At 60.4% G+C, this 24,821-nt stretch carries 15 protein-coding genes; 5 read left to right on the top strand and 10 right to left on the bottom strand.

Translation table 11 applies throughout. The features are described from left to right. Positions 1 to 8 precede the first annotated feature (8 nt). On the top strand, positions 9 to 623 hold the full coding sequence (locus FEE99_RS26185; RefSeq protein ID WP_041479836.1) for an NAD(P)-dependent oxidoreductase: 615 nt from the start codon (positions 9 to 11) through the stop codon (positions 621 to 623). A gap of 110 nt (positions 624 to 733) precedes the next feature. Here the strand turns inward: FEE99_RS26185 and FEE99_RS26180 are convergent, their stop codons facing one another. Beyond that, a complete protein-coding gene (locus FEE99_RS26180; RefSeq protein ID WP_041479835.1) occupies positions 734 to 1,615 on the bottom strand; it encodes a LysR substrate-binding domain-containing protein in 882 nt (293 codons plus the stop codon). Between the two features lie 218 nt (positions 1,616 to 1,833). Between FEE99_RS26180 and FEE99_RS26175 the strand changes: the two genes are divergently transcribed. Next, the gene (locus FEE99_RS26175) at positions 1,834 to 3,471 is read left to right on the top strand and encodes a 5-guanidino-2-oxopentanoate decarboxylase (RefSeq protein ID WP_041479834.1); all 1,638 of its coding nucleotides are present in this window, start codon (positions 1,834 to 1,836) and stop codon (positions 3,469 to 3,471) included. Continuing rightward, positions 3,468 to 4,919 (top strand): aldehyde dehydrogenase family protein, encoded by a 1,452-nt coding sequence (locus FEE99_RS26170; protein WP_041479833.1) that lies wholly within the window; start codon positions 3,468 to 3,470, stop codon positions 4,917 to 4,919. Before FEE99_RS26175 ends, FEE99_RS26170 begins: the two co-directional genes overlap by 4 nt. Positions 4,920 to 5,043: 124 nt before the next feature. Here the strand turns inward: FEE99_RS26170 and FEE99_RS26165 are convergent, their stop codons facing one another. Next, positions 5,044 to 5,973 (bottom strand): AraC family transcriptional regulator, encoded by a 930-nt coding sequence (locus FEE99_RS26165; protein ID WP_016773445.1) that lies wholly within the window; start codon positions 5,971 to 5,973, stop codon positions 5,044 to 5,046. A gap of 396 nt (positions 5,974 to 6,369) precedes the next feature. Between FEE99_RS26165 and FEE99_RS26160 the strand changes: the two genes are divergently transcribed. Together FEE99_RS26160 and FEE99_RS26155 are read left to right on the top strand one after the other, a co-directional pair. Beyond that, entirely contained in the window at positions 6,370 to 6,723 is a 354-nt protein-coding gene (locus FEE99_RS26160) for a putative quinol monooxygenase (RefSeq protein ID WP_041479832.1), read from the top strand. 43 nt (positions 6,724 to 6,766) lie between these two features. Continuing rightward, entirely contained in the window at positions 6,767 to 7,009 is a 243-nt protein-coding gene (locus FEE99_RS26155; protein WP_041479831.1) for a hypothetical protein, read from the top strand. Here FEE99_RS26155 and FEE99_RS26150 read toward each other — a convergent pair whose 3' ends face one another. The 8 genes from FEE99_RS26150 to FEE99_RS26115 all read right to left on the bottom strand — a co-directional run bounded on the left by FEE99_RS26150 (position 7,010) and on the right by FEE99_RS26115 (position 24,403). Further along, a complete protein-coding gene (locus FEE99_RS26150; RefSeq protein ID WP_041479830.1) occupies positions 7,010 to 7,639 on the bottom strand; it encodes a flavin reductase family protein in 630 nt (209 codons plus the stop codon). 211 nt (positions 7,640 to 7,850) lie between these two features. Beyond that, positions 7,851 to 9,170: an MFS transporter gene (locus FEE99_RS26145; protein ID WP_024014128.1), complete on the bottom strand. Its 1,320-nt coding sequence runs from the start codon at positions 9,168 to 9,170 to the stop codon at positions 7,851 to 7,853. Between the two features lie 414 nt (positions 9,171 to 9,584). After that, positions 9,585 to 10,916 carry a sigma-54-dependent transcriptional regulator gene (locus FEE99_RS26140; RefSeq protein ID WP_041479829.1) on the bottom strand — a complete coding sequence of 444 codons (1,332 nt, stop codon included), beginning with the start codon at positions 10,914 to 10,916 and terminating at the stop codon, positions 9,585 to 9,587. Beyond that, positions 10,916 to 12,676, bottom strand: coding sequence for an ATP-binding protein (locus FEE99_RS26135; RefSeq protein ID WP_041479828.1), 1,761 nt, complete (start codon positions 12,674 to 12,676; stop codon positions 10,916 to 10,918). The genes FEE99_RS26140 and FEE99_RS26135 overlap by 1 nt, the downstream gene beginning before the upstream one ends. Before the next feature lie 84 nt (positions 12,677 to 12,760). Continuing rightward, a complete protein-coding gene (locus tag FEE99_RS26130; RefSeq protein WP_082817320.1) occupies positions 12,761 to 15,421 on the bottom strand; it encodes an RHS repeat domain-containing protein in 2,661 nt (886 codons plus the stop codon). A 54-nt stretch (positions 15,422 to 15,475) separates the two neighbouring features. Beyond that, positions 15,476 to 18,112 (bottom strand): RHS repeat domain-containing protein, encoded by a 2,637-nt coding sequence (locus tag FEE99_RS26125; RefSeq protein WP_256675359.1) that lies wholly within the window; start codon positions 18,110 to 18,112, stop codon positions 15,476 to 15,478. 86 nt (positions 18,113 to 18,198) lie between these two features. Further along, positions 18,199 to 22,680: a SpvB/TcaC N-terminal domain-containing protein gene (locus tag FEE99_RS26120; protein WP_041479824.1), complete on the bottom strand. Its 4,482-nt coding sequence runs from the start codon at positions 22,678 to 22,680 to the stop codon at positions 18,199 to 18,201. Between the two features lie 199 nt (positions 22,681 to 22,879). Beyond that, positions 22,880 to 24,403 carry a fumarate hydratase gene (locus FEE99_RS26115; RefSeq protein WP_016773454.1) on the bottom strand — a complete coding sequence of 508 codons (1,524 nt, stop codon included), beginning with the start codon at positions 24,401 to 24,403 and terminating at the stop codon, positions 22,880 to 22,882. Between the last annotated feature and the right edge of the window lie 418 nt (positions 24,404 to 24,821).

The raw sequence follows: 24,821 nt of genomic DNA, 5'->3' as shown, positions 1-24,821 counted from the left end.
AGAATGTCATGAGCAAGATCGCAATCATTGGTGCCACCGGCCGTGCCGGTAGCCAATTGCTGGAAGAAGCCCTGCGTCGCGGCCACAGCGTCACCGCCATTGCCCGCGATACCTCGAAGATCGGCAGCCGTGCCGGTGTCGTCAGCAAGAGCCTCGACGTACTGGATTCGGCAGCGTTGCAAGCGGCGGTGGCCGGTCACGACGCAGTGATCAGCGCAGCGCATTTCGCCTCCGTCCCGGCCTCGGCGATTGTCGGACCGGTAAAACAGGCGGGCGTGAAGCGCTTGCTGGTGGTCGGCGGCGCCGGTTCGCTGTTGCTGCCGGATGACACGCGGGTGATCGACAGTGCCGGTTTCCCGGCCGAATACAAAGCCGAGGCGAGCGCAGGTGCTGAGTTTCTTGATGCGCTGCGTCAGGAGCAGGAACTGGACTGGACCTTTTTGTCGCCGTCGGCGGAGTTCGTCGAGGGTGAGCGCAGTGGCACATTCCGCGTCGGCAAGGATCATCTGTTGGTCAGTGCCGAAGGACGCAGCTGGATCACGTTTGCCGATTACGCGATTGCGCTGATTGACGAAGTGGAAACGCCGAAGCATTCGCGCCAGCGTTATACCGTCGGTTACTGATCTGAAATGCAGTCCCTGTAGGAGCAGCCGAAGGCTGCGATCTTTTGATTTTGCTTTTCAAGATCAAAAGATCGCAGCCTTCGGCAGCTCCTACAGGGGTATAGCGGTGTTCAGCGGGTATGTGCCTGCTCAACCAGCCAGAGCATCAGTTCCTCAAGTTGCGGCGAGGGTTCGGCTCCAGCAGGCACCACCACGTAATACGCCAACCCCGTCTTCACCTTCAACGCAAACGGCATCACCAGTCGTCCAGCGTTCAGATCATCACCAATCAGCGACCAGTCCCCGATCGCCACCCCCGTGCCGTGCGAGGCCATCGACATCGCCTGATCCAGCGTTTCGAAATGCTGCCCGCTGCCAAGGTTGCCCAGTCGCAATCCCGCCGCGTCGAGCCACACCGACCAGTCCTGAATGTCGTGGGTCGGGTGCAATAACAAGTGTTCCTGCAGGTCCTTTGGTGAATTCAGCGCCGGCGAACCTTTGAGCAGTTGCGGTGAGCAGACCGGTGTCAGTTGCTCGTCGAACAGATGCAGTGCGCCTGGCGAATTGTCCGGCGGCGGACCGTAGATCACCGCGGCGTCGAATTGCTCGCGCTGGAAATCCACACCGTGTTGCAGCGAGGCCGTCAGTTTCACCGGCACGTCCGGGCGTTCCTTCTGCCATTGCAGCAGACGCGGCAGCAGCCAGCGCATCACGCAGCTCGGTGCCTTGAGTTGCAAGGTTTGCCGCGTCTGACCGATCTGCTCAGTCGCTTCACTGATCAGCCCGAAGACCTTTTCCACTTGTGGCAGCCATTCGCGGCCTTCGGCCGTCAGCGCCAGACCTCGGGCCAGACGGATGAACAGCGGATAACCGAGCTGTTCTTCCAGCCCGGCGATCTGCCGGCTCACCGCGCCCTGAGTGATGTGCAACTGCTCGGCGGCGCGAGTGAAATTGCAGCATTGCGCGGTGATCCAGAACGTATGCAGAGCGGGCAGGGGTGGCAGGCGTTTCATGGCGATCCGAGGTATGACGTGGGGACATGGCTAGTATGACTTTTAATCGATTGTTGCTGCCAGTTGCGCACCGTTCCAATGGGCACTCCACGGACCCTGTGGGAGCGAGCCTGCTCGCGAAGACGGTTCAAGGTTCGACACGGATGTTGGCTGGACCGCTTATTCGCGAGCAGGCTCGCTCCCACAGGGAGTGTTCAGTGAATGAAAGGGCAATCAACATGGCAACGTGCGGCGAAGTACTGGTCAGGCTGTTGGAAAATTACGGGGTCGAGCAGGTGTTCGGCATTCCCGGTGTGCATACCGTTGAGCTGTACCGAGGCCTTGCCCGCTCAAGCATCAACCACGTCACGCCTCGTCATGAACAAGGCGCCGGGTTCATGGCTGACGGCTACGCGCGTACCAGCGGCAAACCCGGTGTGTGTTTTATCATCACCGGCCCGGGCATGACCAATATCACCACGGCCATGGGCCAGGCTTACGCCGATTCGATTCCGATGCTGGTGATCTCCAGCGTGCAGTCGCGCAGTCAGTTGGGCGGTGGGTGCGGCAAGTTGCATGAGCTGCCGAACCAGAGCGCACTGGTCGGCGGCGTCGCAGCGTTCTCGCACACGCTGATGTCCGCTGCCGAATTGCCGGTGGTGCTGGCCCGTGCGTTTGCCTTGTTTCAGGCCGGACGACCACGACCGGTGCATATCGAAATTCCGCTGGACGTGCTGGTGGAAGAGGCCGATGAATTGCTCGCCAGCCTGCCGGTGAATATCGATCGCGCCGGCGCCGCACCGGCTGCCGTGCACCGCATGAGCGAAATGCTGACCAGCGCGCAACGTCCACTGATTCTCGCTGGCGGCGGTGCTATCGACGCGGCGCCGCAGCTGACGCGACTCGCCGAATTGCTCGACGCTCCCGTGGCGCTGACCATCAACGCCAAAGGCATGCTGCCGACCAGCCATCCGTTGTTGATCGGTTCGACGCAAAGCCTGGTCGCCACGCGCGCACTGGTCGCTGAAGCCGACGTGGTGCTGGCGATCGGCACGGAGCTGGCCGAGACCGATTACGACGTGACCTTCGCCGGCGGCTTCGAGATTCCCGGCAAACTGCTGCGCATCGACATTGATGCCGATCAGACCGTGCGCAACTACCCGCCGCACGTCGCACTGGTCGCTGATTCGCGCAATGCCGCGCAAGCATTGCTCAGCGCCTTGTCGCACCAACCGCTGGCCGAGCGCCGCAATGATTGGGGCCAGGTTCGCGCCGCGCGTCTGCGTGATGAATTGGCGGCGAGCTGGGATGCGCCGACGCTGGCGCAGACGCGTTTCCTCGAAACCGTGTTGCACGAGCTGCCTGACGCGGTGTTCGTCGGCGATTCCACGCAACCGGTATACACCGGCAACCTCACTTTCAACCCCGAGCGTCCGCGTCGCTGGTTCAACGCATCCACCGGTTACGGCACCCTCGGCTATGCGTTGCCGGCGGCGATAGGGGCGTGGCTCGGTGGGCAACTCGATAGCGGCGCGCGCCCGCCGGTGGTGTGCCTGATCGGTGACGGCGGCTTGCAATTCACCCTGCCGGAACTGGCCAGCGCCGTTGAAGCACGGGTGCCGGTGATCGTGCTGCTGTGGAATAACCAGGGTTACGAGGAGATCAAAAAGTACATGGTCAACCGCGCCATCGAACCGGTTGGCGTGGACATCTACACCCCGGATTTCGTCGCCGTGGCCAAGGGCCTCGGTTGCGCCGCGCAAGCCGTCAGCAGCATCGACGAATTGCGCGCAGCGTTGCGTAAAGCGACGGACCGGCAAGGCCCGACGCTGATTGAAATCGACCAGAACCAGTGGATGCAGGCGGTGGCCCGATGATCAGCTTTCCAACCACACTCGACGGCCTCTACATCAATGGCCAATGGTCGGCGGGGGGCGAACATCTGCGGGTGATCAACCCCGCTACCGAAGCGCTGCTGACCACCGTCAATGGCGGTGACGAACAGGCCGTCGACCAGGCGATCAGCGCGGCGACCGATGCGTTCAAACACTGGAAGACAACCACCGGCGCCGAACGCGCTGCGATCCTGCGCAACATTGCCAACGGCGTGCGCAACGGTCGCGATCACTTGATGAACCTGCAGTCGAGTAATAACGGTAAACCGCAGTTCGAAGCGGCCATCGATGTCGATGACGTGATCGCCACTTTCGACTATTACGCTGAACTCGCCGAAGGCCTCGACGCCGGGCAGGACAGCAACGTGCCGCTGCCCAGCGATGACTTCAGCGCACGCCTGCGGCGCGAGCCGTGCGGAGTGGTCGGGCTGATCGTGCCGTGGAATTTCCCCATGGTCACCACCGCGTGGAAACTGGCGCCAGCGCTCGCCGCCGGTTGCTGCGTGGTGCTGAAACCTTCTGAAGTGACGCCGTTGCCGGAGCTGGAACTGGCGGCGATCATCGCTGCATCCGGCTTGCCCGACGGCGTGTTCAATCTGGTCTGCGGCACTGGTCTGGCGGTAGGCGCGCCGTTGTCGGCGGATCCTCGCATCGCCAAGATCTCCTTTACCGGCAGCAACGCGGTTGGTGTGCAGGTGATGCAACGCGCTGCTGAAACCGTGAAGGGTGTGAGCCTGGAGCTGGGTGGCAAATCGTCGTTGCTGGTGCTGGCGGATGCTGATCTGCAGCTGGCGGTGGAACTGGCTTGTGGTGGGGCGTTCTTCAACGCCGGGCAAATGTGCTCGGCCACCAGTCGGGTGCTGGTTGCCGAGGAATTGATGGATGAGTTTCTTCAGCGTCTGCAAAAGCGCGCAGAGGCGATTCGAGTGGCCGATCCGTTTGGTGCGGATGTGGAGATGGGCGCGCTGGTCAATCAGGCGCAGTACCAGCGGGTGCTTGGGCATATTGATCGCGGTTTGAGCGCCGGGGCGAGATTGGTGTGCGGCGGCAATCGTCCGGCGGATTTGCCGCGCGGTTATTTCCTGCAACCGACGGTGTTCACCGACGTGCCGCTGGACAGCGCGTTATGGCGTGAAGAGATTTTCGGGCCGGTGGTGTGTGTGCGCAGTTTCGCCAGTGAGAGCGAGGCGATTGCGCTGGCCAACGACACGCAGTTCGGCCTGGTCGCGAGCGTAGTGACACGCGATGCCACAGCGGCGGATCGTGTGGCCAATGCCTTGCAGGCAGGGCTGGTGTGGATCAATGCACCGCAGGTGATCTTCCCGCAGGCGGCTTGGGGTGGGTACAAGCAGAGCAGTGTCGGCCGCGAACTGGGTCCTTGGGGGTTGGCGGCGTTTCAGGAAATCAAGCATGTGATCCGCGCGGTCTGATCATAGATATGTAGCGCCTGGACTGACCCCTTCGCGAGCAGGCTCGCTCCCACATTGGAATGCATTTCCCTGTGGGAGCGAGCCTGCTCGCGAAAGCGCCATAAGCCCCACCTCAGATTCCGGATCAGACCGAAAGCCGCAACCGCGCCAGATCCCGCAACGGCGGTGCGCCAAACAACCGGCTGTACTCACGGCTGAATTGCGACGGACTTTCATAGCCCACCCGATACCCCGCCGCCGAGGCTTCCAGGCCTTCGGTCAACATCAGCCGCCGCGCCTCTTGCAGACGCAATTGCTTCTGATACTGCAACGGACTCATCGCGGTCATCGCCTTGAAGCGGTGATGCAGGGTCGACACGCTGAGGTTCACTTCCCGCGCCAGATCATCGATGCGCAGTGGTTGCTCGAAATTGCCGTTGAGCCATTTGATTGCCTGGCTGATGCGATGGCTCTGGCTATTGGCAATCGCAATCTCATACAAACGATGACCCTGCGGACTACGCAGCAGGCGATAGAGAATCTCCCGGCGAATCAGTGGCGCGAGCATAGCGATGTCTTTCGGCGCGTCGAGCAGCCGGGCCAGACGCAGCACTGCGTCGAGCATGGCGCTGTCGATTTTTTCCACGTACAGACCACGTCCGGTCGGCCGCGTCGGTACGCCCATCGGGCCGGCGTCGGCGATCAGCGCGGTGATTTCGGTCGGATCAATGTCGAGGCGCACGGCGAGGATCGGTTCTTCCGGCGAGACATTGACCACGCGCCCGCTGAGCGGCATCGAAACCGACACCACCAGATAATTCAGCGGGTCGTAGTTGAAGAACTCGTCGGCCAGGCGCACCTCTTTGCGCCCCTGCGCCATGATGCACAGCGCCGGCTGCGCGAGTACCGGGGCAAAGTCATGGGACTGGGTGTGACGCGACATCACCAGCGAACCGATCGCGGTCTGGTAGCTGCCATCGTCGCTGGTGTTGCGGCGGATGATCGCCGCCAGCTCCGCGCGCTGTTTTTCCATGTCGGCGCTGGGTTCGGCTTGAAAACGATCGAATGACGTCATGCACGGCATCCTCGGCAAGTGAGGGGGAATGCAGCAGAGCATATGTTTGTGCAAGCGGCGGCGGTAGACACATTCTGCCAAATGCTTGCCTGATTCTGCCCGCAGGTGCGCGCAGGTCTCCCGCCATACGATTCTATAGAAGCTGCCGAAGGCTGCGATCCGTTGATCTTCAAGGCAAAAGCCAAAGATCGCAGCCTTCGGCAGCTCCTACACAAAACGCGTATGACAGACGTGTTGCGCGGGTTTACAGGTTGTTACAGGTCGTCTGCGCAGTCTCGCAGGATTGTGCAACGCGAAGGCAGGAATCGACTAACGGCGCAGCCGCCCCGGCCCTTAACCTTTGCTTCAGTCGCAGCCCGTCCCCCGGCTGCCACGCGATTTCATGGAGGGTTGATCATGTCCAAGCAAATGCCTGTCAGTCATATGGCCTTCGTTCGTGCCCAGCCCGGGCGTTCGGCGGAACTCGGTGTGCGCCTGAGCGCATTGATCGAAGTGTCGCGCGCGGCGCCCGGTTGCCTGAGTTTTTCCCTGCAACAATCGCAGTGCGACGCCGACCTGTGGCTGGTCAGCGGCTACTGGAGCAGTCAGCAAATGATGACGGCGTATTTCAACAGTCCGTCGATGGAAGTCTTCGCCGAGCTGGTGCAGGACCTGGTGGTCAACAGCCTCGACTTCCACACCTTCAGGGACGTTTCCGCCGCGCAGGCCCTCGGTCAATGCGCGGCGCCGATACACAAACTCGCCGGTTGAGGGTTTAATGTCCGGCTTATTTGATTGAGCCAGGATCCGCGACATGGCACGTAAAGAGTTTGAACGCTTCGAAGCAGTCTCCGCAGTCGTCCCCGTCGAGCTGGGCGGCAACAAGGGTTATTACGCGGCGATCGCGGTCAAGGCCCTGGTCGATGGCGGCGCCCCACGCTTTCACAAATTGCTCAATGAGCAGGTGTTCCCCGGCGCCATTGCTGCCGATGACGCAGCCATCAACGAACTGGACAAGCTCAAGGGCGTCACTGACGACGCCGAGCTGATCTGGTAATTACTTCTGTGCCCCCGGGCGCCACATCTTGAACAGAGCCTCAGGCCCCAGCTGGAAATAATCCGCCGGCCCGCCGCCGCGCAGAATCGGTTGTGCGGCGGCGGTGTCGTAGATGCCATCCTTCAGCAGCCATTTGGCGATGTGCACCGCGACCACCTCGCCGAGGATCAGCCAACTCGGCACCGTTTCGCCATCGGCGCGTTGCAGCTGGACGATCTGCGTGACCTTGCACTCGAAGGACACTGGACTCTCGGCGACCCGTGGGACCGAAATCACCTTTGACGCCACGGTGGTCAGCCCCGCCAGTTCAAACTCGTTGACCTCGGGCGCGACCATCGCGCAGCTCTGGTTCATCTGCTCGGCCAACGGGCGGGTGGCGAGGTTCCAGACGAACTCACCGGTCTGCTCGATGTTGTTCAGACTGTCTTTGCGCCCGACACTGGAAAAACCAATGATCGGCGGCACGTAGTTGAAGGCGTTGAAGAAACTGTACGGCGCGAGATTGAGCCGGCCTTCGGCATCCTGCGAGGAAATCCAGCCGATGGGGCGCGGGCCGACGATGGCGTTGAACGGATCGTGAGGCAGGCCGTGGCCGTTGGCGGGTTCGTAGAAGTGGATGTCATCGGGCATGGGGAGCGGATTCCTGAGCTGCATTCGGATGCAGCCATAGTGCAAGGACCCAGCGCATATTTCTACCCGGATGCGAATCCCCCTGTAGGAGCTGCCGAAGGCTGCGATCTGTTGATCTCGAAAAACAAAATCAAAAGATCGCAGCCTTCGGCAGCTCCTACGGGTTCGTGGCAGGACACAGATTTTGTGGCCTGCCAGCGATGCGGTGCGATCAGTCAGTGACGATCCGCGAGTGCTTCTGGGTATCTTTCATGGTGATGTACACCAGCAGCGACACGGCAATGCACGCAGTGACGTACCAGTAGTAACCAGTTTCCATGCCGATGCTCTTGAACCACAGCGCGATGTATTCGGCGGTGCCGCCGAAGATCGACACGGTCAGTGCGTACGGCAGGCCAACGCCCAGGGCGCGGATTTCGGTCGGGAACAATTCGGCTTTGACCACCGCGTTGATCGAGGTGTAGCCGCTGACAATGATCAGCGCCGCCATGATCAGGAAGAACGCGCCCCACCAGGTCTGGATGGTGTGCAGGGTCATCAGGATCGGCACGGTGAAGATCGTACCGAGCACACCGAAGGCGATCAGGATCGGGCGACGACCGATCTTGTCCGACAGGCCACCGATGATCGGTTGCAGGCACATGAACAGGAACAGCGTGGCGGCGGAAATGGTGGTCGAGTCGGAGATGCTCATGCCGACCGTGTTCACCAGGTATTTCTGCATGTAGGTGGTGTAAGTGTAGAACGCCAGGGTGCCGCCCATGGTCAGGCCGACCACGGTCAACAGCTCTTTCGGGTGGCGCATCAAGGTGCGCATTGCGCTTTCCTTGGATTTCTCTTTTTTGGTGAACGACTCGGTTTCTTCCATGCCGCGACGCAGGTACAGCGCCACGACCGCACACAGCGCACCGATGGCGAACGGGATACGCCAGCCCCACGCGTAGAGCTGTTCGGTGGTCAGCATGTTTTGCAGCACGATCAAGACGCCAAGGGCGATGAGCTGCCCGGAGATCAGCGTTACGTACTGGAAGCTGGAGAAGAAGCCGCGACGTTCCTTGGTCGCCATCTCGGACAGATAAGTCGCCGAGGTGCCGTACTCGCCGCCGACCGACAGGCCTTGCAGCAGGCGGGCAAACACCAGCAGGATCGGCGCGCCGATGCCGATGGTTTCATAATTCGGGCTCAGGGCGATCAGCAGCGAGCCGAAGCACATCAGGTACACCGAGGCCATCAGCGCTTTCTTGCGCCCGACCTTGTCGGCGTACATGCCCATCAGCCAGCCACCGATCGGACGCATCAGGAAGCCCACGGCGAAGATCGCTGCGGTGTTCATCAGTTGCGCAGTGGTGGAACCGGCGGGGAAAAAGGTTTTCGCGAAGTACAGGGAGAAGGCGGCATACACATACCAGTCGTACCACTCGACCATGTTGCCGACAGAGCCGCTGAAGATCGATTTGATCCGGCTGGCGGTGGTTCTCGGTTTGGCCGGCACGGCAGCCGACCCAAGGGGCAGGGCGTTGGAGTTATCCATTGAAGGATCCTTCGTTTAATTGTTTTTGTGGAGCGCGTCGGAACGCAGCCTGCCAGGGCTATAGCAGGAGGTGTGCCAAGGGAAGGAGGGCCGGTTTAGAGGGGGTGGCGGGAAAGGGTGAGCGGAAATCCGCTTATGCATGGGTTGTGGTGAGCGGAAAATTGCTCATCAGAGTGGGCATTTGCTGCGGCTCAACAGGCCTCTTCGCGAGCAGGCTCGCTCCCACAGAGTGGACTGACCCCATGTGGGAGCGAGCCTGCTCGCGAAGGGGCCATCAGAGACGCCGAATAAGTCAGCTGTGTGATCGTTCCCACGCTCTGCGTGGGAATGCCTCAACGGACGCTCCGCGTTCGGCTTCGAAGGGGACGCAGAGCGTCCCGGGCTGCATTCCTTTGCTGCGCGTGGGAACGATCATCAGCTGTCGGAAACAAACATCTCCCGACTCAACCCATGCCGCTGCATCTTTTCATTGAACGTGCGGCGCGGCAGTTGCAGTTCTTCGAGCACGGCTTTCACATCACCTTTGTGCCGGGTCAACGCCGCGCGCAGACATTGTGCTTCGAAGGCTTCCTGCTGCGCCGCCAGGGATTGCCCCGGATCGATTCCGGCGACCGGTTCATCCAGCCCCAATACCTGACGTTCGGCGACGTTGGCCAGTTCGCGCACATTGCCCGGCCAGTCATGGCTGAGCAGATGGCTCAACTGCGCGCCTGTCAGCGGCGGAAATGTTCTGCCCAGACGTTGGGCCGCATTGTGGGCGAAGGTTTCAAACAGCAACGGAATGTCTTCGCGGCGATCGCGCAGCGGTGGCAGGCGCAGTTCGGCGACGTTCAGGCGATACGCCAGGTCCTCACGAAAACGCCCGGCGCGGGCTTCGTCGAGCAGGTCCGGTTTGGTCGCCGCGACGATACGCAAATCAACGCGAATGCTCTGGTTCGACCCCAGCCGTTCAAGCTTCTGCTCCTGCAAGACCCGCAACAATTTCACCTGCTGGGCCAGCGGCATGCTTTCGATCTCATCGAGAAACAGCGTGCCGCCATCGGCGTATTCCAGCTTGCCGATGCGCTTGCCCGAGGCGCCGGTAAACGCGCCGCTCTCATGGCCGAACAGCTCGGCCTCGAACAGTTGCTCCGGGATCGCCGCGCAGTTCAGCGCCACGAACGGTTTGCCGGCGCGCGGGCCGAAATCATGCAGGCAACGCGCGACCAGTTCCTTGCCGCTGCCGGTTTCGCCACGAATCAGCACGTTGACCGGCAACGTCGCCAGATCCAGCACTTGCCGACGCAATGTCTGCAAGCCACGGGACACGCCCAGCAACGTCGCATCCAGCTTCGCGCGGTTGTCGGCGAGTTCGTGCAGGGCGCGGTTTTCCAGGACCAGGCGGCGTTTGTCCAGCGCCCGGCGCAGGCTGCCGAGCAGGGTTTCCGGGCTGAACGGTTTTTCCAGAAAGTCGTAGGCACCATCGCGCATGGCTTCGACCGCCATCGGCACGTCGCCATGGCCGGTGAGCAGAATCACCGGCAGATCGGCGTCGCGCTTTTGCACTTCGGCGAGCAATTGCAAACCGTCCATGCCGGGCATGCGCACGTCGCTGAGGATCACCCCGGCAAAATGTTCCGGGAGCGCGGCGAGGCATTCTTCGGCGCGGCTGAACAATTGCACCTGAAACCCCGACAGGCTCAGCCACTGTTCAACGGCGTCGCGAATGCTGCTTTCGTCGTCGACCACCATCACCGAATTGAGCATCAGATGTGTGCCTCCAGATCGATTGGCAGGGTCAGGCTGAACACCGCGCCGTGGTCGCCATTCTCGACGCTCAGGCGTCCGCCGGATTCATGCACGATGGCGAAGGATACTGCCAGCCCCAGGCCCAGACCGTCACCCACCGGTTTGGTGGTAAAGAACGGATCGAACACCTGGCCGAGATGTTCCTCGGCAATGCCGCCGCCGTTGTCGCTGACGCTCAGCCGCCACAATTGTTCATCAGCCTCCAGACGGATTTCCAGACGCTTGCAGGCTTTACCCTGCATCGCATCCAGCGCGTTGCGCAGCAAATTGATCAACACCTGTTCCAGACGAATCGCATCACCGCGTACCCACGCCGGGCGGGTCAGATGCAGGACCAGACTGACCTGTTCGTCACGCAGTCGCGCATCGAGCAGTTGCAGCGATTGATCGACCACCGTCGCCAGATCCAGACGTTCGCGCAAGCCGCTCGGGCTTTTGCGGGCGAAGGTCTTGAGGTGGCCGGTGAGGGCGGCCATGCGCGTGAGCATGTCGTCCACCGGTTTCAGCGCCTTGTAGGCGTCATCGACGCGGCCATGTTCGAGCAGCAGGCGCAGGGTTGCCAGTTGCATGCGCTGGGCGGTCAGCGGTTGATTGATTTCGTGAGCCAGCGCCGCAGACATCTGCCCCAGCGCGGCGAGTTTCGCCGACTGCACCAGACCTTCCTGCGCGGTACGCAAGTCGCGGGTGCGCTCCTCGACCAAGCGCTCGAGTTCTTCACGATTGCGCTGACGGACCTTGGCCAGCCGCCAGCGCTGATTGAGGAACAACAACAGGAACACCAGCGCCAGCCACACCCCAGCGGCGGCCAGTGCGGCGTTGCGCAAATCCTCGAAGGCCACTTGCGGACGACGCAGCAGATGCAGGGTCCAGCCCTCGGTCGTCAGCGGCAGCGATTCCCACAGATAATCCGCCGTGCCCTGCGGACCTTCGACCCGGCGCAGATCGCTGTTGTCATCGAAGCGCCGCAGCGGCAAATGGGTCAGCGGAATCAGCGATTGCTTGTCGTACTGGCGGGTGGTTTTGATCTCGGCCAGATCATCAGCGCTCAACGGCCGCAAGGCGCGATAACGCCAGCCCGGCTGATTGGCGATAAAGATGATCCCGCGTGCATCGCTGACCAGCAGCGTGTCGCTGCCTTGGCTCCATTCGCGCTCCAGTTCGGGAAACTCCAGCTTGACCACCATCGCGCCGAGAAACTCGTCGTTGTCGCCAAGTACGGCGCTGGAAAGGAAATACCCGGGAATGCCGCTGGTCACGCCTACCGCGTAAAAACGCCCGGTGCCTTGGGTGCGGGTCTGGCTGAAATAGGGGCGGAAGCCGTAATTGTGGCCAACGTAACTGCTGGGCAAGCGCCAGTTGCTGGCGGCCACGGCCAGGCCGGTGCGATCGAGCAGTTCAAGGGTCGAGGATTGCGCGGCGCCGTTGATCTTTTCCAGCTTCACATTCAATGCCGCTTGCTGCGCAGCATCGACCGGGCCGGCCAGGGCCGAACGCAATTGCGGATCCAGCGCCAGTACGGCGGGCAGGGCGCGATAGCGGTCGATCAGGGTGTGCAAGGAGTTGGCGTACAACCCCAGTTGCTGATTGGCGCGGGCGGCGTCTTCTTCCAGCGCCTGACGTTCCGCGTGGCGCATCGCGAGCGTCGCGGCAATGACCGTGCCGGCGATGATCAGCAGGGAATACAACGACAGACGCAGGGTACGGGAAGTCGGCAGCATGCTGGATGAAAGGTCGGCAGGACGGGCGGGCACGATAGCATGGGCCGAGGCGGCCGGGCGCGCTGTTCGCGCCGGCCGTGTCTGCTAGACAGCTGTCTCCTGTACCTGACGTCGATGCACAAGATTCAACCTCGGCTTCGGCACCGGTCTTGCCTGAGGTTCGGCAGCGAGCGAGCGCTCCAGTTGCTGCAGGCGTTCAGTCACGCCTTGCGCCTCGCTTGGCGCTTCGATAATCGCCTGGGCGGTTTGCATGACCTTGTCGATGGCTTCGAACGGGTCTACACCATTCCTGGACAGCTTCATGACCTGACGCTGTTTTTCTGCATCCAGTGCGTCCAGTTGGGCGTAGAACATCTTCTGGATGTGCTCGGAGTAGCTGTTGAGGTTATCCGTGAAAGTCTTGATGCTGTCGATAAGCGCAGCACCTCCATCGAGAAGAGCCCCCGCGCCGTCGACGGCTTTTGCAGCGCTGTCGCCCAGCGTTTGCAGCCCGTCCTTGAGCTCTTGGGTGTGCAGTGTCTGCGCTGCTTTCAAACCTTTCTTGAAAAAGTGGTAACGCAATACCGGGAACACAATCGCCCCCGCGATTGCCCCTGCGCCGGAACCGATGGCGTTGCCGATTCCGGGTACCACGGTGCCGATGACACTTCCGATGGCGATGCCTTTGCCGATACCGTAAAAGACCGATTTGATGCCGGCCCGGGAGGTGATGAATTTGCCGAACGTCATGCTTTTGCGCACCTCCTCGATGTTCTGGCCTTCAGGAATCAGGCCATCGAACTCGGTGGTCAGGTTGTGCAATTGCTCCGCCGCAGTTTGCGCTTGATCAAAGATACCCACCGCTTTTCTGATCAGGTCAAACACCACTTTGAAGGCACCGGTCTGGTCGACATGGACGATCGGGTTGTTACCGACAAAACCATACAGATTCAAACCGTCCACATCCCCCGCCGGATCCGCACTGACCCAGCGCTGCAACCACGGCGCGTAATAACGGGCGCCGTAGTAGTACAAACCGCTGACATCCATTTCCTTGCCGGAATAACGGATAAAGCGGTATTCGATTTCCGATTCCGGCGCCATCCATGCGGTTTCGCCGAACGGGTAATAGCCTTCTGCGCTGGTGACCACAGCGTCTTCATTGAGCTCCATCACGCAAGAGCCTAGGTGGTCTTCGAGGGTGTAGCGCATCTGGTCGTCTATCGGCGCTGAACGTTGCGTCCAATGCAGGCAGCGCGCGTTACCGAGGCTGATGATGTGCAGCTCTTCGCCGTTGTCCTTGCTGCGAATTTCCAGCCCTGGCAGGTAACGCACCTGGTGGAAGTGGCGGACCTTGTCGGTAAACCATTCATGACATTTGAGGACCCGCTGGCCCGCGCTGTACTGGTAATACTCGGCATCGTTATCGCTGTCCTGACGGATAACCAGATCCACGCGCTCCAGCTCGTCACGGCTGTTCCAGTGCAATGACGGACCGTGGCGCAGCTTGCGTTGATTGCCGTGCGGGTCGAACCAGATGTCGAAGTCCGGCGGCTCGTCACCTGTTTGCCAACGCACCCCGCGATTGCTTTTGTCGTCGATGCGCATCGTGCGGGTGCGACTGTTGCCGTCGCGCTGATGACGCAACTCGGCCAGATTGCCGCCATCGTCGTAGCTATACGTCTGGGTGTAGTTGAGGCGGTTTCGCTTGTCGGGCGGTCGCGGCAGGCCGGGAATGTCCGGGGGCAGGGCGTCGTCATGACCGGTCGCGCGGATCAGGCGATACAGGGAGTCGTAGTCGAATTCACGGTGGCCGTCGACCCGTTGATTGGCGAACCAGGTGGGCTCGAAGGCGTGGTCTTCGATGCGGATGATATTGCCGACGCGATCGTAGAAATATTGCAGATCCTGCAATCTGGGGTGAGCGGTTTTCTGACTGGTGCGCGTATGCAGGCGTCCATCGGCCGGGTCATACGTCCACTGACTCAGGACACCGTTACCGGCCAGTTGCGAGGTGATCTGATTGTTGGCGTTGTACCGCGCATCCAGCAAGACCTGCGTGACTTTCGTCTCGACTTGCAGCTCCATTTGCCTGAGTTGCCCGGCAAGACCATAGCGCGATGCTCTGCGATGGCCGCCGGCATCGGTTTGCTCCAGCACCGTGCCCAGCGGGCTGAACACCTGATGGCTGGTGAAAGCCTGTGTGTCCTGGAAAGTTCGGGTTTCCTGCATCGGCTGGCCGGCGAGGGAATAGCTGGATATCGCCAGAACACCAGACGCATCGGTTTGCTTGATCAACCGTCCGCGCAGGTTGTGGTTGGTGGTGTCGGCGCCACCGGCGTAGAGGAAAGTTTCGACCTCTTCCTCTTCCTCCTCATCCTTTCTGGTGACCTGGAGTCTGACGACTCGCAACTGGTCGTCAAAGGTCGATCGCCAGACATGGCCGCGCTCGTCCCAACGTTGCCGAGGCTCACCGGCCAGTCCCGGCAGGACCAAACGCCAGCCGGCATCGACGCTGTCGATTTTCAACACGGTGCCGTTGAGCGAGTAGTGAGTAGTGAGGTTGGGTGCAGATAAGCGCGGATCCCGTTTTTCTAGCAGGCGCCCGGCAGGGTTGTGAGTCTGGCAGGTGATCAGGGGCTTGATTTCTCCATGCGTCGTTGCACACAGATAGGCAATATGCCTGACAACCAAAGCCCGAGGATCCTTGACCTGCACGCTTGGCGTATGGATATGCGTTGATCTATTCAAGGGCCAGGTGCTCATGATTTATCCAGGCGCAGAACCACGGCAAAACTGCCTGAAGGTAGGCGAACTTGTTTACTCCGTCTTTTGACCGCTGTATTGGCGATATCTGCCAATCAACTCAATACCGCGCCTTGCTTCAGCCATGCGCACGGAAATTTCTTTCTTGATCCGATCCCGGCTGATTGAGCTGGAGTTCTGGGTTCCGACGCTACCTTTTGCAAGGTCCAGCGCAAAACCGAATGAGCCCACCAGGCCTTGGTCATAAAATTCGTTGACTCCGATTTCACTGAAAGCCGCATTGATGTCGCTTTGGTCCTGTTCAAGCATGTCGATAATCAAACCCAACGCTGTCTCGAGGTCATCAATTTCGATATCCCTTAAACCGGCCAGCGCTGTGGCTGTGTCCTTCCCCGCGTAAGCAATGGCCATCATGTCACTCGCAGCGGGTATCTGCGCAAACTTGCTGAGCGTTTTCTCGGCTACTGTTCCGATCAGCTTATTTGCTCCCTCGGAAGTCCGAGGATCATAAGATCTGGCTATTTTTTTTGCGTATCTCAGAGGGGTTAAAATGCTTGTTGTGGCATTGCTGTGAATGCTCTCGGGGTTCAGTTTTTTGGCATCGGGCAGGACGGGAGTGGAAACAGTTGTAATTTCGCCGAGTTTGTCGATTGCCGCGCCGGAGATTTTTGAGGCGACGATCCCTCCGATAAAAGTCCCGACTCCGGGCAATATCAGCGTCCCAAGTGCTTCGCCGCCTTTCCCTGCTGTCGTGGTGGCAACTCCCTTGCCAATGTTGAAGCCGGTGTTTATGGCCATGCGTTTGGAAATGTCCGTAGCGCTGAACAGTCCGTTCAATTGCCGATTGTACGTTTGCAGCTCATTGCCCAGGTTATCCAGGACTTTTGCGTAGGTCGCGATGTCCTGCCTGACGTCAGACGGTAAGTCTTTTTTGTTACCGTCGTTATCGATGAACAGAATCGGGTTGTTACCGACAAAACCATACAGGTTCAACCCATCCACATCCCCCGCCGGATCCGCACTGACCCAACGCTGCAACCACGGCGCGTAATAACGGGCGCCGTAGTAGTACAAACTGCTGACATCCATTTCCTTGCCGGAATAACGGATAAAGCGGTATTCGATTTCCGATTCCGGGGCCATCCATGCGGTTTCGCCGAACGGGTAATAGCCTTCTGCGCTGGTGACTACGGCGTCTTCATTGAGCTCCATCACGCAAGAGCCGAGGTGGTCTTCGAGGGTGTAACGCATCTGGTCGTCCATCGGCGCCGAACGTTGCGCCCAATGCAGGCAGCGCGCGTTACCGAGGCTGATGATGTGCAGCTCTTCGCCGTTGTCTTTGCTGCGAATTTCCAGCCCCGGCAGGTAACGCACCTGGTGGAAGTGGCGGACCTTGTCGGTGAACCATTCATGACATTTGAGGACCCGCTGGCCCGCGCTGTACTGGTAATACTCGGTGTCGTTATCGCTGTCCTGACGGATAACCAGATCCACGCGCTCCAGCTCGTCACGGCTGTTCCAGTGCAATGACGGACCGTGGCGCAGCTTGCGTTGATTGCCGTGCGGGTCGAACCAGATGTCGAAGTCCGGCGGTTCGTCACCTGTTTGCCAACGCACCCCGCGATTGCTTTTGTCGTCGATGCGCATCGTGCGGGTGCGACTGTTGCCGTCGCGCTGATGACGCAACTCGGTCAGATTGCCGCCATCGTCGTAGCTATACGTCTGGGTGTAGTTGAGGCGGTTTCGCTCATCTGGCGGTCGCGGCAGGCCGGGAATGTCCGGGGGCAGGGCGTCGTCATGACCGGTCGCGCGGATCAGGCGATACAGGGAGTCGTAGTCGAATTCACGGTGGCCGTCGACCCGTTGATTGGCGAACCAGGTTGGCTCGAAGGCGTGGTCTTCGATGCGGATGATATTGCCGACGCGATCGTAGAAATATTGCAGATCCTGCAATGCGGGTTGGCCGGGCTTATGACTGATCCGCGTGCGCAAGCGTCCGTCGGCTGGATCGTAGGTCCATTCGTTGAGCACACCGTTGCCGTCCTGTTGCTCGATGACCTGGCCATTGGCGTTGTAGTGCGCAGCCTCCAGGACTTGCGTGATGTTCGCCATCACTTGCAAGTGCATTTGCCTGAGTTGCCCGGCAAGCCCATAGCGTGAGGTTCTGCGATGGCCGCCGGCGTCGGTCTGTTCAAGCACGGCGCCAAGCGGACTGAACACCTGATGGCTGGTGAACGCTTGGTGATCATCAAATGTGCGCTTTTCCACCAGTGTCTGTCCGGTGAGGGCATAGCTGGTGATATCCAGCGAGCCTGACGGATCTGTCTGCTGGATCAACCGGCCGCGCAGGTTGGAGTCTGCTCCGGCGGAGCCGGGGGCGTAAGTGAAGGTATCGAGCTGATTTTCGCCGTTTCCCGACACTTCGAGCTGCACCACGCGCAATTGCCCGTCAAAGGTCGATTGCCAGACATGGCCGCGCGCGTCCCAACGGTGTCCGGGCTCCCCGGCCCTGCCCGGCAGCAGCAGGCGCCAGCCGCTATCCCGGCTGCTGGTAAACACGGCGATATCGTTCAGCGAAAACACGGTAGTTGTGTTCGCGATCGGCAGGCGCGGATCCTGTTGCGCGACCAGGCGCCCGGCGACATCGTGGTGCTGGCGGGTCACGAGTGCGCTAGGCGTGTCGCCCGCCACGGTACGCAAATAAGCGACCTGACGGACTGGCAGGCCACGTCCGTCGCTGACGGTCAGCGAAGGCGTGCGCCAATGTGTGGAGGCGCTCATGCGCCTGACCCACGCGTAGACACCACCTCTTCAGCGGTGTCGTTGAAGTCTTCGCTGGTGTGATACCAGGGATGATACGTCTCGCGGGAAAAGTCGCCCTTGGCGTTGATCAGCTTGATCGGACGCCCCGTTGCGTCATAGAACAGCTGATCGAACAACCCGAGTTGGCGCAGCGATTGATCATTGACGTAGCGGTGCGTGTTGGCGAAAAACGGCCGGTATTGGCGCTGCGGCAGACCTTTGTTGTTGTATTCGACGCGTTCACTGATGCGCCAGCGTGTCTGCGTCGGTTGCTCACCTTCTTCGATCAGCAATTGACCATCCTCACCCACCACATAAGCCAGCCCGGGGTCGACCTTCTGCTGGGTTTGCAGTACCCGACCAAAGCCATCGACGCAGGTTTTGACAATCTGGATCTGTGCCTTGACGGTGTCGTAGGGATAGCGGTCGGCACTGAGCACCACGGTGTGTACCGGCTCTCGGTACGCCAGTTCAATGGCCTCGAGCAATTGCTGGTCTTCAGGCGTCAGGAGGTGATTTTGCGCAAGCCGGCGTCTTGCGCTGGCGCGGATCTGCCCGCCGGGCAACAGATCGCCCTGCTTGATTGACAGGGTTTGAAGCGTGGAGGCGGGTATCAGGCCCATCCAGCTGAACAGGTTTTTGTGCAGGGTGCTGGCTGCGTTTTTTACAGTGTCCTCCGGATACTGGATGGCCTGTTCCGGACTGGGGGCCGGCAAGGTCCAGTCATCGGTCAGCTTGTCGAATCCGGCAGGTTGGCCATTCTCGGTACCGTGAAAGCTGATGACCAGCGGCTGACCGGAAGGCTCATGGATGACTTCTTCAGTGTTGTCGTTGGCGTCGGTGATTCGCTTGGGTTTCAGGGCGTGGTAATCGAATTCCGCGACCTGCACGGCACAACCGTCGGGCAACTCCATGCGCATGACCGTCAGGCAGTGTTGATCGTATTCGGCTTTGGTCACGCCATGGCTTGGCGTTTCGTTGAAATCGAGCACTTTGTAGAACGCTTGCAAGTCGCCGTACCGAGCCAGATTGAACCGCGACGACCAAAGATCTTGTTCCTCACTCGGCGTCGCTTCGAACAGCATCGGCATGGGCGAGTAACCAATTGCCTTGAGGGCCTCGCGAATGTTCAGATCCGGCACAATGCTGTAAGCGTCCAGCGCGGTCTTGTCCAGCAGGGCAAGCTCCAGAGAATGCGACAGGGCTTCGAATCCGGCGATGCCGTCTTCCAGTTCAATACCCTCTACGTCCACATAGTGCTGTATGGATTGGGAAGTCAGTACCCGTTCGATGGCCCATTCTTGCGAATCCTGCAGCGTTCTCAACGATTCAAAAGACACCTGTGCGGGGTTCAGCTCGCCGGGTAGCGTACCTTTGGCCAATTTCAGCGCATCGCCCCGTTCCTGATAGGGCAAGCCCAGTCGCCATTGCTGCGCCTCTGGCAGATTGATCAGACGCGCACGGGTTTCACTGATGTAAAAGTATTGCTGCGCCTCGTCGTGAGCGTCGGACCACCATTGATTCAGGTGGTCCTCAGTGAAGGGGGGCGGGCTCTGGGCGGTCAACCTGCGCGCATAGCTCACCGTCAGTGCATGGGTCGCGGCGCCATAAGCGTCCCAGCGCAGGCTGACATCGTGGCGGCACAGCGGGTCATTGATAAAGCCGTCGTACTGATAACTGATTGCTTCAACCTGAAGGGGCAGCAGAACGGCTGCGGCATATGGCCCCTGGGGCCGCACCTCGCGCACCAGATAACGCTTTTCCTCTACCGAGTACAGCGGGGCTGCACCAGGCGCCTGCACATCCGCCTGATAGGCAAGGGTCTCCGTTCGGGCGACCGAGCCGACCAGTGCCTGCGCAATCCGGTAGCGACTGTCGGCATCTTCCGGGGTGACAGGCTCATCGATTTCACCTTTGGGGTGATAACGACTGAACAGGGTTTCGCCCAACGGGCAGGCGTCCACGTCCGCGCTGAAATAATCCTCGCGGGAACGATTCATTTCCTGCCCGTTGTGAAACCAGGTGCATGTTTGCACCGGCTCGTTGAAGCCAGGCTCTGAAGGATCGGCTCCAATCTCGCAGTCAAGTTGCTGCAAATAGCCGAACCCGCGAAATTCCCGTTCCCTGCCGTCGTAGAACCCTTCGCGCCAGGTGAATGACTGGGTCAACCGGTTGTCGGTGATCTCGTCGTGTTGCTCCTGTTTCTTCACCACGGGCAGTGGAAACGGCAGATGACATATCGGTGCACGCGCAAGTGCCAGCAGTCGCTCCTTTTCATCCAGCCATTCCTGAGCCGAACTGCGATAAGTCACGCTGCTCGAGTAACCCATGTTGTTGTTGCTGTTGACCAGCAGATAGGGCTTGGCTGCAACAAAATCGTAGCGCCAATGCCGAGGCTGGATATGCGGCACCGTCAGAATCAGGCTGGCGCAACCGAGGCCTTGCAGGTCGGCGAAACTGACCTGGCACAAGCGGTCATAGCGCACTTCTTCGGGCCACGGCACGCTGACGGGAATCTGCTCCAGACCGTTGCCGCCCCGGTTCAGGTAAATGTCGAACCCTTCGGATCGCAGATAGATCAGCGCGGGCGCGCCGGAGCCATCGAGGTCGGCCAGGCGCACTCGTGCGGCGTCGAATTCGTCGTAGGTGAAGGGCAGGGCACTGATCTTGCGACCTTGACCGAATTTGCCATGACCAAGATTCGGCCAGCAGCGGACTTCGTCATGGCGGATGCGACACAGCTCGGGCATGTCGCTGCCGAGCAGATTGCCCAGAAGCACCAGTTCGGTTCGCGAGTTACTGAACACCGGCAGACGGTCGTCTTCGTATGCATGGGGGATTTCCTGTGCGGCGGCGAAGCCTTTTTCGCGCAGGCTGGCATAGAGCCGCACACGGTCGTGGCTGATGCTGGCCGCTGACATCAGGCCGTCGCCGCTGAAATCCCCCATGGTCAAAGTCAGATCCTGGTGTTCCCGGGGAAACGTGTCGAACGCGCTGAACAATTCGAATTGTCGCTGCGCATTCAGCGCATGGAACCCGCAGTAACCCAACCGGGCGATGATCAGGTCCAGGCGCCCATCGCCGGTCAGATCCAGCAGTTGCGCCACGGCGCGGTTGCGATCTGTCACCGGGATCTTGTCCAGCAGAGCCCATGGGCCGTAACCGATCAGTTCGGTACCAGGCGCCGCGCGCAGCGGCTCGCGGTAGTACCAGGCGTTGTCATAGCGGCAGAGAAAACCCGGCACGCCCTCGCCATACAGATCGACGCATTGGTAGAACCCGCCGTCTTCGATGCCCGGTTGAGTCTCGTTTTCCAACAGGCGTGCAGCTGTCTTGTTGATCTCGAAGGGCGAGTATTCGAACTCTAGCGGCGGTGAATGCTCGACATTGCCTTGCGCATCGAAGGCCTGATAGTGCGCCGCGGTGATCTGGCTGTAGGCCCACGGCGCAGAGTTCTGGATAGGTCGATATTCCAGCAGCAGGCGACGTACAAGCTTCGCCTCTGTCGCCAGTCCTTCGGGGAAGTGATGAAACATCAACACTTGCTGGCACAGCCTGCGGGTGCTCAGTTCAAACCCCTGGCCATAGGTGGAAAACGGATCCGGTCGCAGCCGCCAGCGGTTCACTTCTTCGTAGCTCGGGGTCTCCGTCAGCGAACTGCTGCGTTCGCCATAATCGAACACCAGTTGAAAATGCCAAGGCAAATCCGTCGGCCGGTCGGTGTCCCAGCTATAGAGACGATCGCTCGCCGTGGCATTGCCGTAACACACCCGGCGCAGATAACGCTGGGCGCGGTAGTCGTGAATCGGATCGTGCTCGTCAGGCTGATCGTCGGGCTTGTACTCGTAGCAGATGTGTTCGCCATGGGCGTTCATGCTTTCACACAGCAGCCAGCTACTGATGCGCGATTCGTCGTCGGGGTCGGCACGGCGTGAGGCGCTGGTTTTGCCGTAGACATGCAACGTGCCGTCGGCACCGTGGACCAGCCAGAAGGGGGCTCCACCGTCAGCCGGATGCCAGCATTCGCGCAGGGAAAAATCACTTTCGATCCGCGCCCGGTAAGACACGACGTTGTGTTCGGGAATGGGGCGGTCTCTGTAGCTGTGTTCCGTGCGCGACTTCAAGTCTCCGGCATCATCGAGCTCCGGCATCCACACCTCGCCGTCATGCCCGATGATTTCATCGTGCTCGGTATACCGTGGAACACCTTTGTTGGTGCGGCGACTGATCTGGCTCAGGCCCAGGTGGCAACCAAGGCCAAACGGACCGTTACCGCTCTGGCTGTTGATTGACAGGGGTATTTGCGGGCCGTAGCCACGACCGCTCGATAGCGGAATCGGCAATTCGCATCCAGCCGAGGCGGTCGGCCCGACGGCGCTCCAGCTCTTGCCGATGGTGGCGATCGATGAGCTCCTGGCGATGGAGGGAGCTGTGATGCTGAGGTCTTGATCGGCCATGGTCGAGTCCATTCGCGCTACATAGGGCGTATGGACAGACGCTAACAGGAGTGGGCCGGAGATGGACCTGTCAGATCTGACAGGTGCGCAAGATCATTTTCTGTGCATGGGAAATTCTGTTATCGCGATTGGTTTGAACAAGCAAAAACGGCCGGGGCATCTTTGCGGATGCACCGGCCGTTTTCATAACGCCAGAGGCTTACTGCACTTCTACCGCCAGGCTTTCGCTGATCTTCTGTTGCCAGATCGCCGGGCCAGTGATGTGCACCGACTCACCTTTGCTGTCCACCGCTACGGTGACCGGCATGTCCTTGACCTCGAACTCGTAGATCGCTTCCATGCCCAGCTCGGCAAATGCCAGCACCTTGGACTTCTTGATCGCTTGAGCCACCAGGTACGCAGCGCCGCCGACTGCCATCAGGTACACAGCCTTGTTGTCCTTGATCGCGTCGATCGCGGTCGGGCCGCGCTCGGACTTGCCGATCATGCCCAACAGCCCGGTCTGCTCGAGGATCTGACGGGTGAACTTGTCCATCCGCGTTGCGGTGGTCGGGCCGGCCGGGCCAACCACTTCGTCACCGACCGGATCAACCGGGCCGACGTAATAGATGAAGCGACCCTTGAGGTCGACCGGCAGGGTTTCACCCTTGTTGAGCATCTCGACCATGCGCTTGTGCGCGGCGTCGCGACCGGTGAGCATCTTGCCGTTGAGCAGCACGGTTTCGCCCGGCTTCCAGCTCTGCACGTCTTCCGGGGTCAGGGTGTCGAGGTTGACACGACGCGCCGACGGGCCGGCTTCCCAGACGATTTCCGGGTAGGCGTCCAGCGGTGGCGCTTCCAGCGAGGCCGGGCCGGAACCGTCGAGCACAAAGTGTGCGTGACGGGTGGCGGCGCAGTTGGGGATCATGCACACCGGCAGGGATGCGGCGTGGGTCGGGTAGTCCATGATCTTCACGTCGAGCACGGTGGTCAGGCCACCGAGGCCCTGGGCGCCGATACCCAACTGGTTGACCTTCTCGAACAGTTCCAGACGCATTTCTTCGATGCGGTTCTGCGGGCCACGGGCCTTGAGCTCGTGAATGTCGATGGATTCCATCAACACTTCCTTGGCCATCACCGCGGCTTTCTCGGCGGTGCCGCCGATGCCGATACCCAGCATGCCCGGCGGACACCAGCCGGCGCCCATGGTCGGCACGGTTTTCAATACCCAGTCGACGATCGAGTCGGACGGGTTGAGCATGGCCATTTTCGACTTGTTCTCGGAACCGCCGCCCTTGGCCGCCACGTCCACTTCCACGGTGTTGCCCGGGACGATGGAGTAGTGAATTACGGCCGGGGTGTTGTCCTTGGTGTTCTTGCGAGCGCCTGCCGGGTCGGCAAGGATCGAGGCACGCAGGACGTTTTCCGGCAGGTTGTAGGCGCGACGCACGCCTTCGTTGATCATGTCGTCCAGGCCCATGGTGGCGCCATCCCAACGCACGTCCATGCCGACACGGACGAACACGGTGACGATACCGGTGTCCTGGCAGATCGGGCGATGGCCGGTGGCGCACATGCGCGAGTTGATCAGGATCTGCGCCATCGAATCACGGGCCGCTGGCGATTCTTCGCGCAGGTAGGCTTCGTGCATCGCCTGGATGAAATCCACGGGGTGGTAATAGGAAATGAACTGCAGGGCGTCGGCAACGCTCTGAATCAGGTCATCTTGCTTGATCACGGTCATGAGTCGCGCTCCTCTAAAACACGATGGGGCAGCTACAAGCTTCTAGCTTCGAGCGGCAAGTTAAAGCATTACGCGGACAGCTTGAGCTTGCCGCTTCAGGCTTGCGGCTTGTAGCTGTCCCTTTGTGGCGCGACGCTAAAAAGGCGCGGCAGTATACCGCGCCTCGGTGGTGGGGGCACATTGGCTTTTGGTCGGATGACCCTGTGGTGAGGGGATTTATCCCCGCTCGGCTGCGCAGCAGTCGTAAAACCTGTGAGCTCAGTGTGATTGACAGGTTGCAAGGGGCCACTTCGCAGCCCATCGAAGATGAATCCCCTCACCACAGGGACTTGGTGCAGGCATCAATGCAGCTCAATCAGGTCATGCATTTGACGTCAATTTTCGAGCCCGAAAATCGGTGGTCATTTAGCGACCGGCC

Source organism: Pseudomonas sp. ef1, from assembly GCF_007293365.2.
GTDB lineage: Bacteria > Pseudomonadota > Gammaproteobacteria > Pseudomonadales > Pseudomonadaceae > Aquipseudomonas > Aquipseudomonas siliginis.
The sequence above is the reverse complement of the archived record's forward strand: the minus strand, read 5'-3'. Positions and strand labels throughout refer to the sequence as shown.

Excerpts from the sequence above, each read along its gene's own strand:
- FEE99_RS26150 (WP_041479830.1), bottom strand. The coding sequence starts at position 7,639 with ATGCCCGATGACATCCACTTCTACGAACCCGCCAACGGCCACGGCCTG.
- FEE99_RS26120 (WP_041479824.1), bottom strand. The coding sequence starts at position 22,680 with ATGGCCGATCAAGACCTCAGCATCACAGCTCCCTCCATCGCCAGGAGC.
- FEE99_RS26175 (WP_041479834.1), top strand. The coding sequence starts at position 1,834 with ATGGCAACGTGCGGCGAAGTACTGGTCAGGCTGTTGGAAAATTACGGG.
- FEE99_RS26165 (WP_016773445.1), bottom strand. The coding sequence starts at position 5,973 with ATGACGTCATTCGATCGTTTTCAAGCCGAACCCAGCGCCGACATGGAA.
- FEE99_RS26155 (WP_041479831.1), top strand. The coding sequence starts at position 6,767 with ATGGCACGTAAAGAGTTTGAACGCTTCGAAGCAGTCTCCGCAGTCGTC.
- FEE99_RS26145 (WP_024014128.1), bottom strand. The coding sequence starts at position 9,170 with ATGGATAACTCCAACGCCCTGCCCCTTGGGTCGGCTGCCGTGCCGGCC.
- FEE99_RS26115 (WP_016773454.1), bottom strand. The coding sequence starts at position 24,403 with ATGACCGTGATCAAGCAAGATGACCTGATTCAGAGCGTTGCCGACGCC.
- FEE99_RS26170 (WP_041479833.1), top strand. The coding sequence starts at position 3,468 with ATGATCAGCTTTCCAACCACACTCGACGGCCTCTACATCAATGGCCAA.
- FEE99_RS26180 (WP_041479835.1), bottom strand. The coding sequence starts at position 1,615 with ATGAAACGCCTGCCACCCCTGCCCGCTCTGCATACGTTCTGGATCACC.
- FEE99_RS26185 (WP_041479836.1), top strand. The coding sequence starts at position 9 with ATGAGCAAGATCGCAATCATTGGTGCCACCGGCCGTGCCGGTAGCCAA.
- FEE99_RS26140 (WP_041479829.1), bottom strand. The coding sequence starts at position 10,916 with ATGCTCAATTCGGTGATGGTGGTCGACGACGAAAGCAGCATTCGCGAC.
- FEE99_RS26160 (WP_041479832.1), top strand. The coding sequence starts at position 6,370 with ATGTCCAAGCAAATGCCTGTCAGTCATATGGCCTTCGTTCGTGCCCAG.
- FEE99_RS26130 (WP_082817320.1), bottom strand. The coding sequence starts at position 15,421 with ATGAGCACCTGGCCCTTGAATAGATCAACGCATATCCATACGCCAAGC.
- FEE99_RS26135 (WP_041479828.1), bottom strand. The coding sequence starts at position 12,676 with ATGCTGCCGACTTCCCGTACCCTGCGTCTGTCGTTGTATTCCCTGCTG.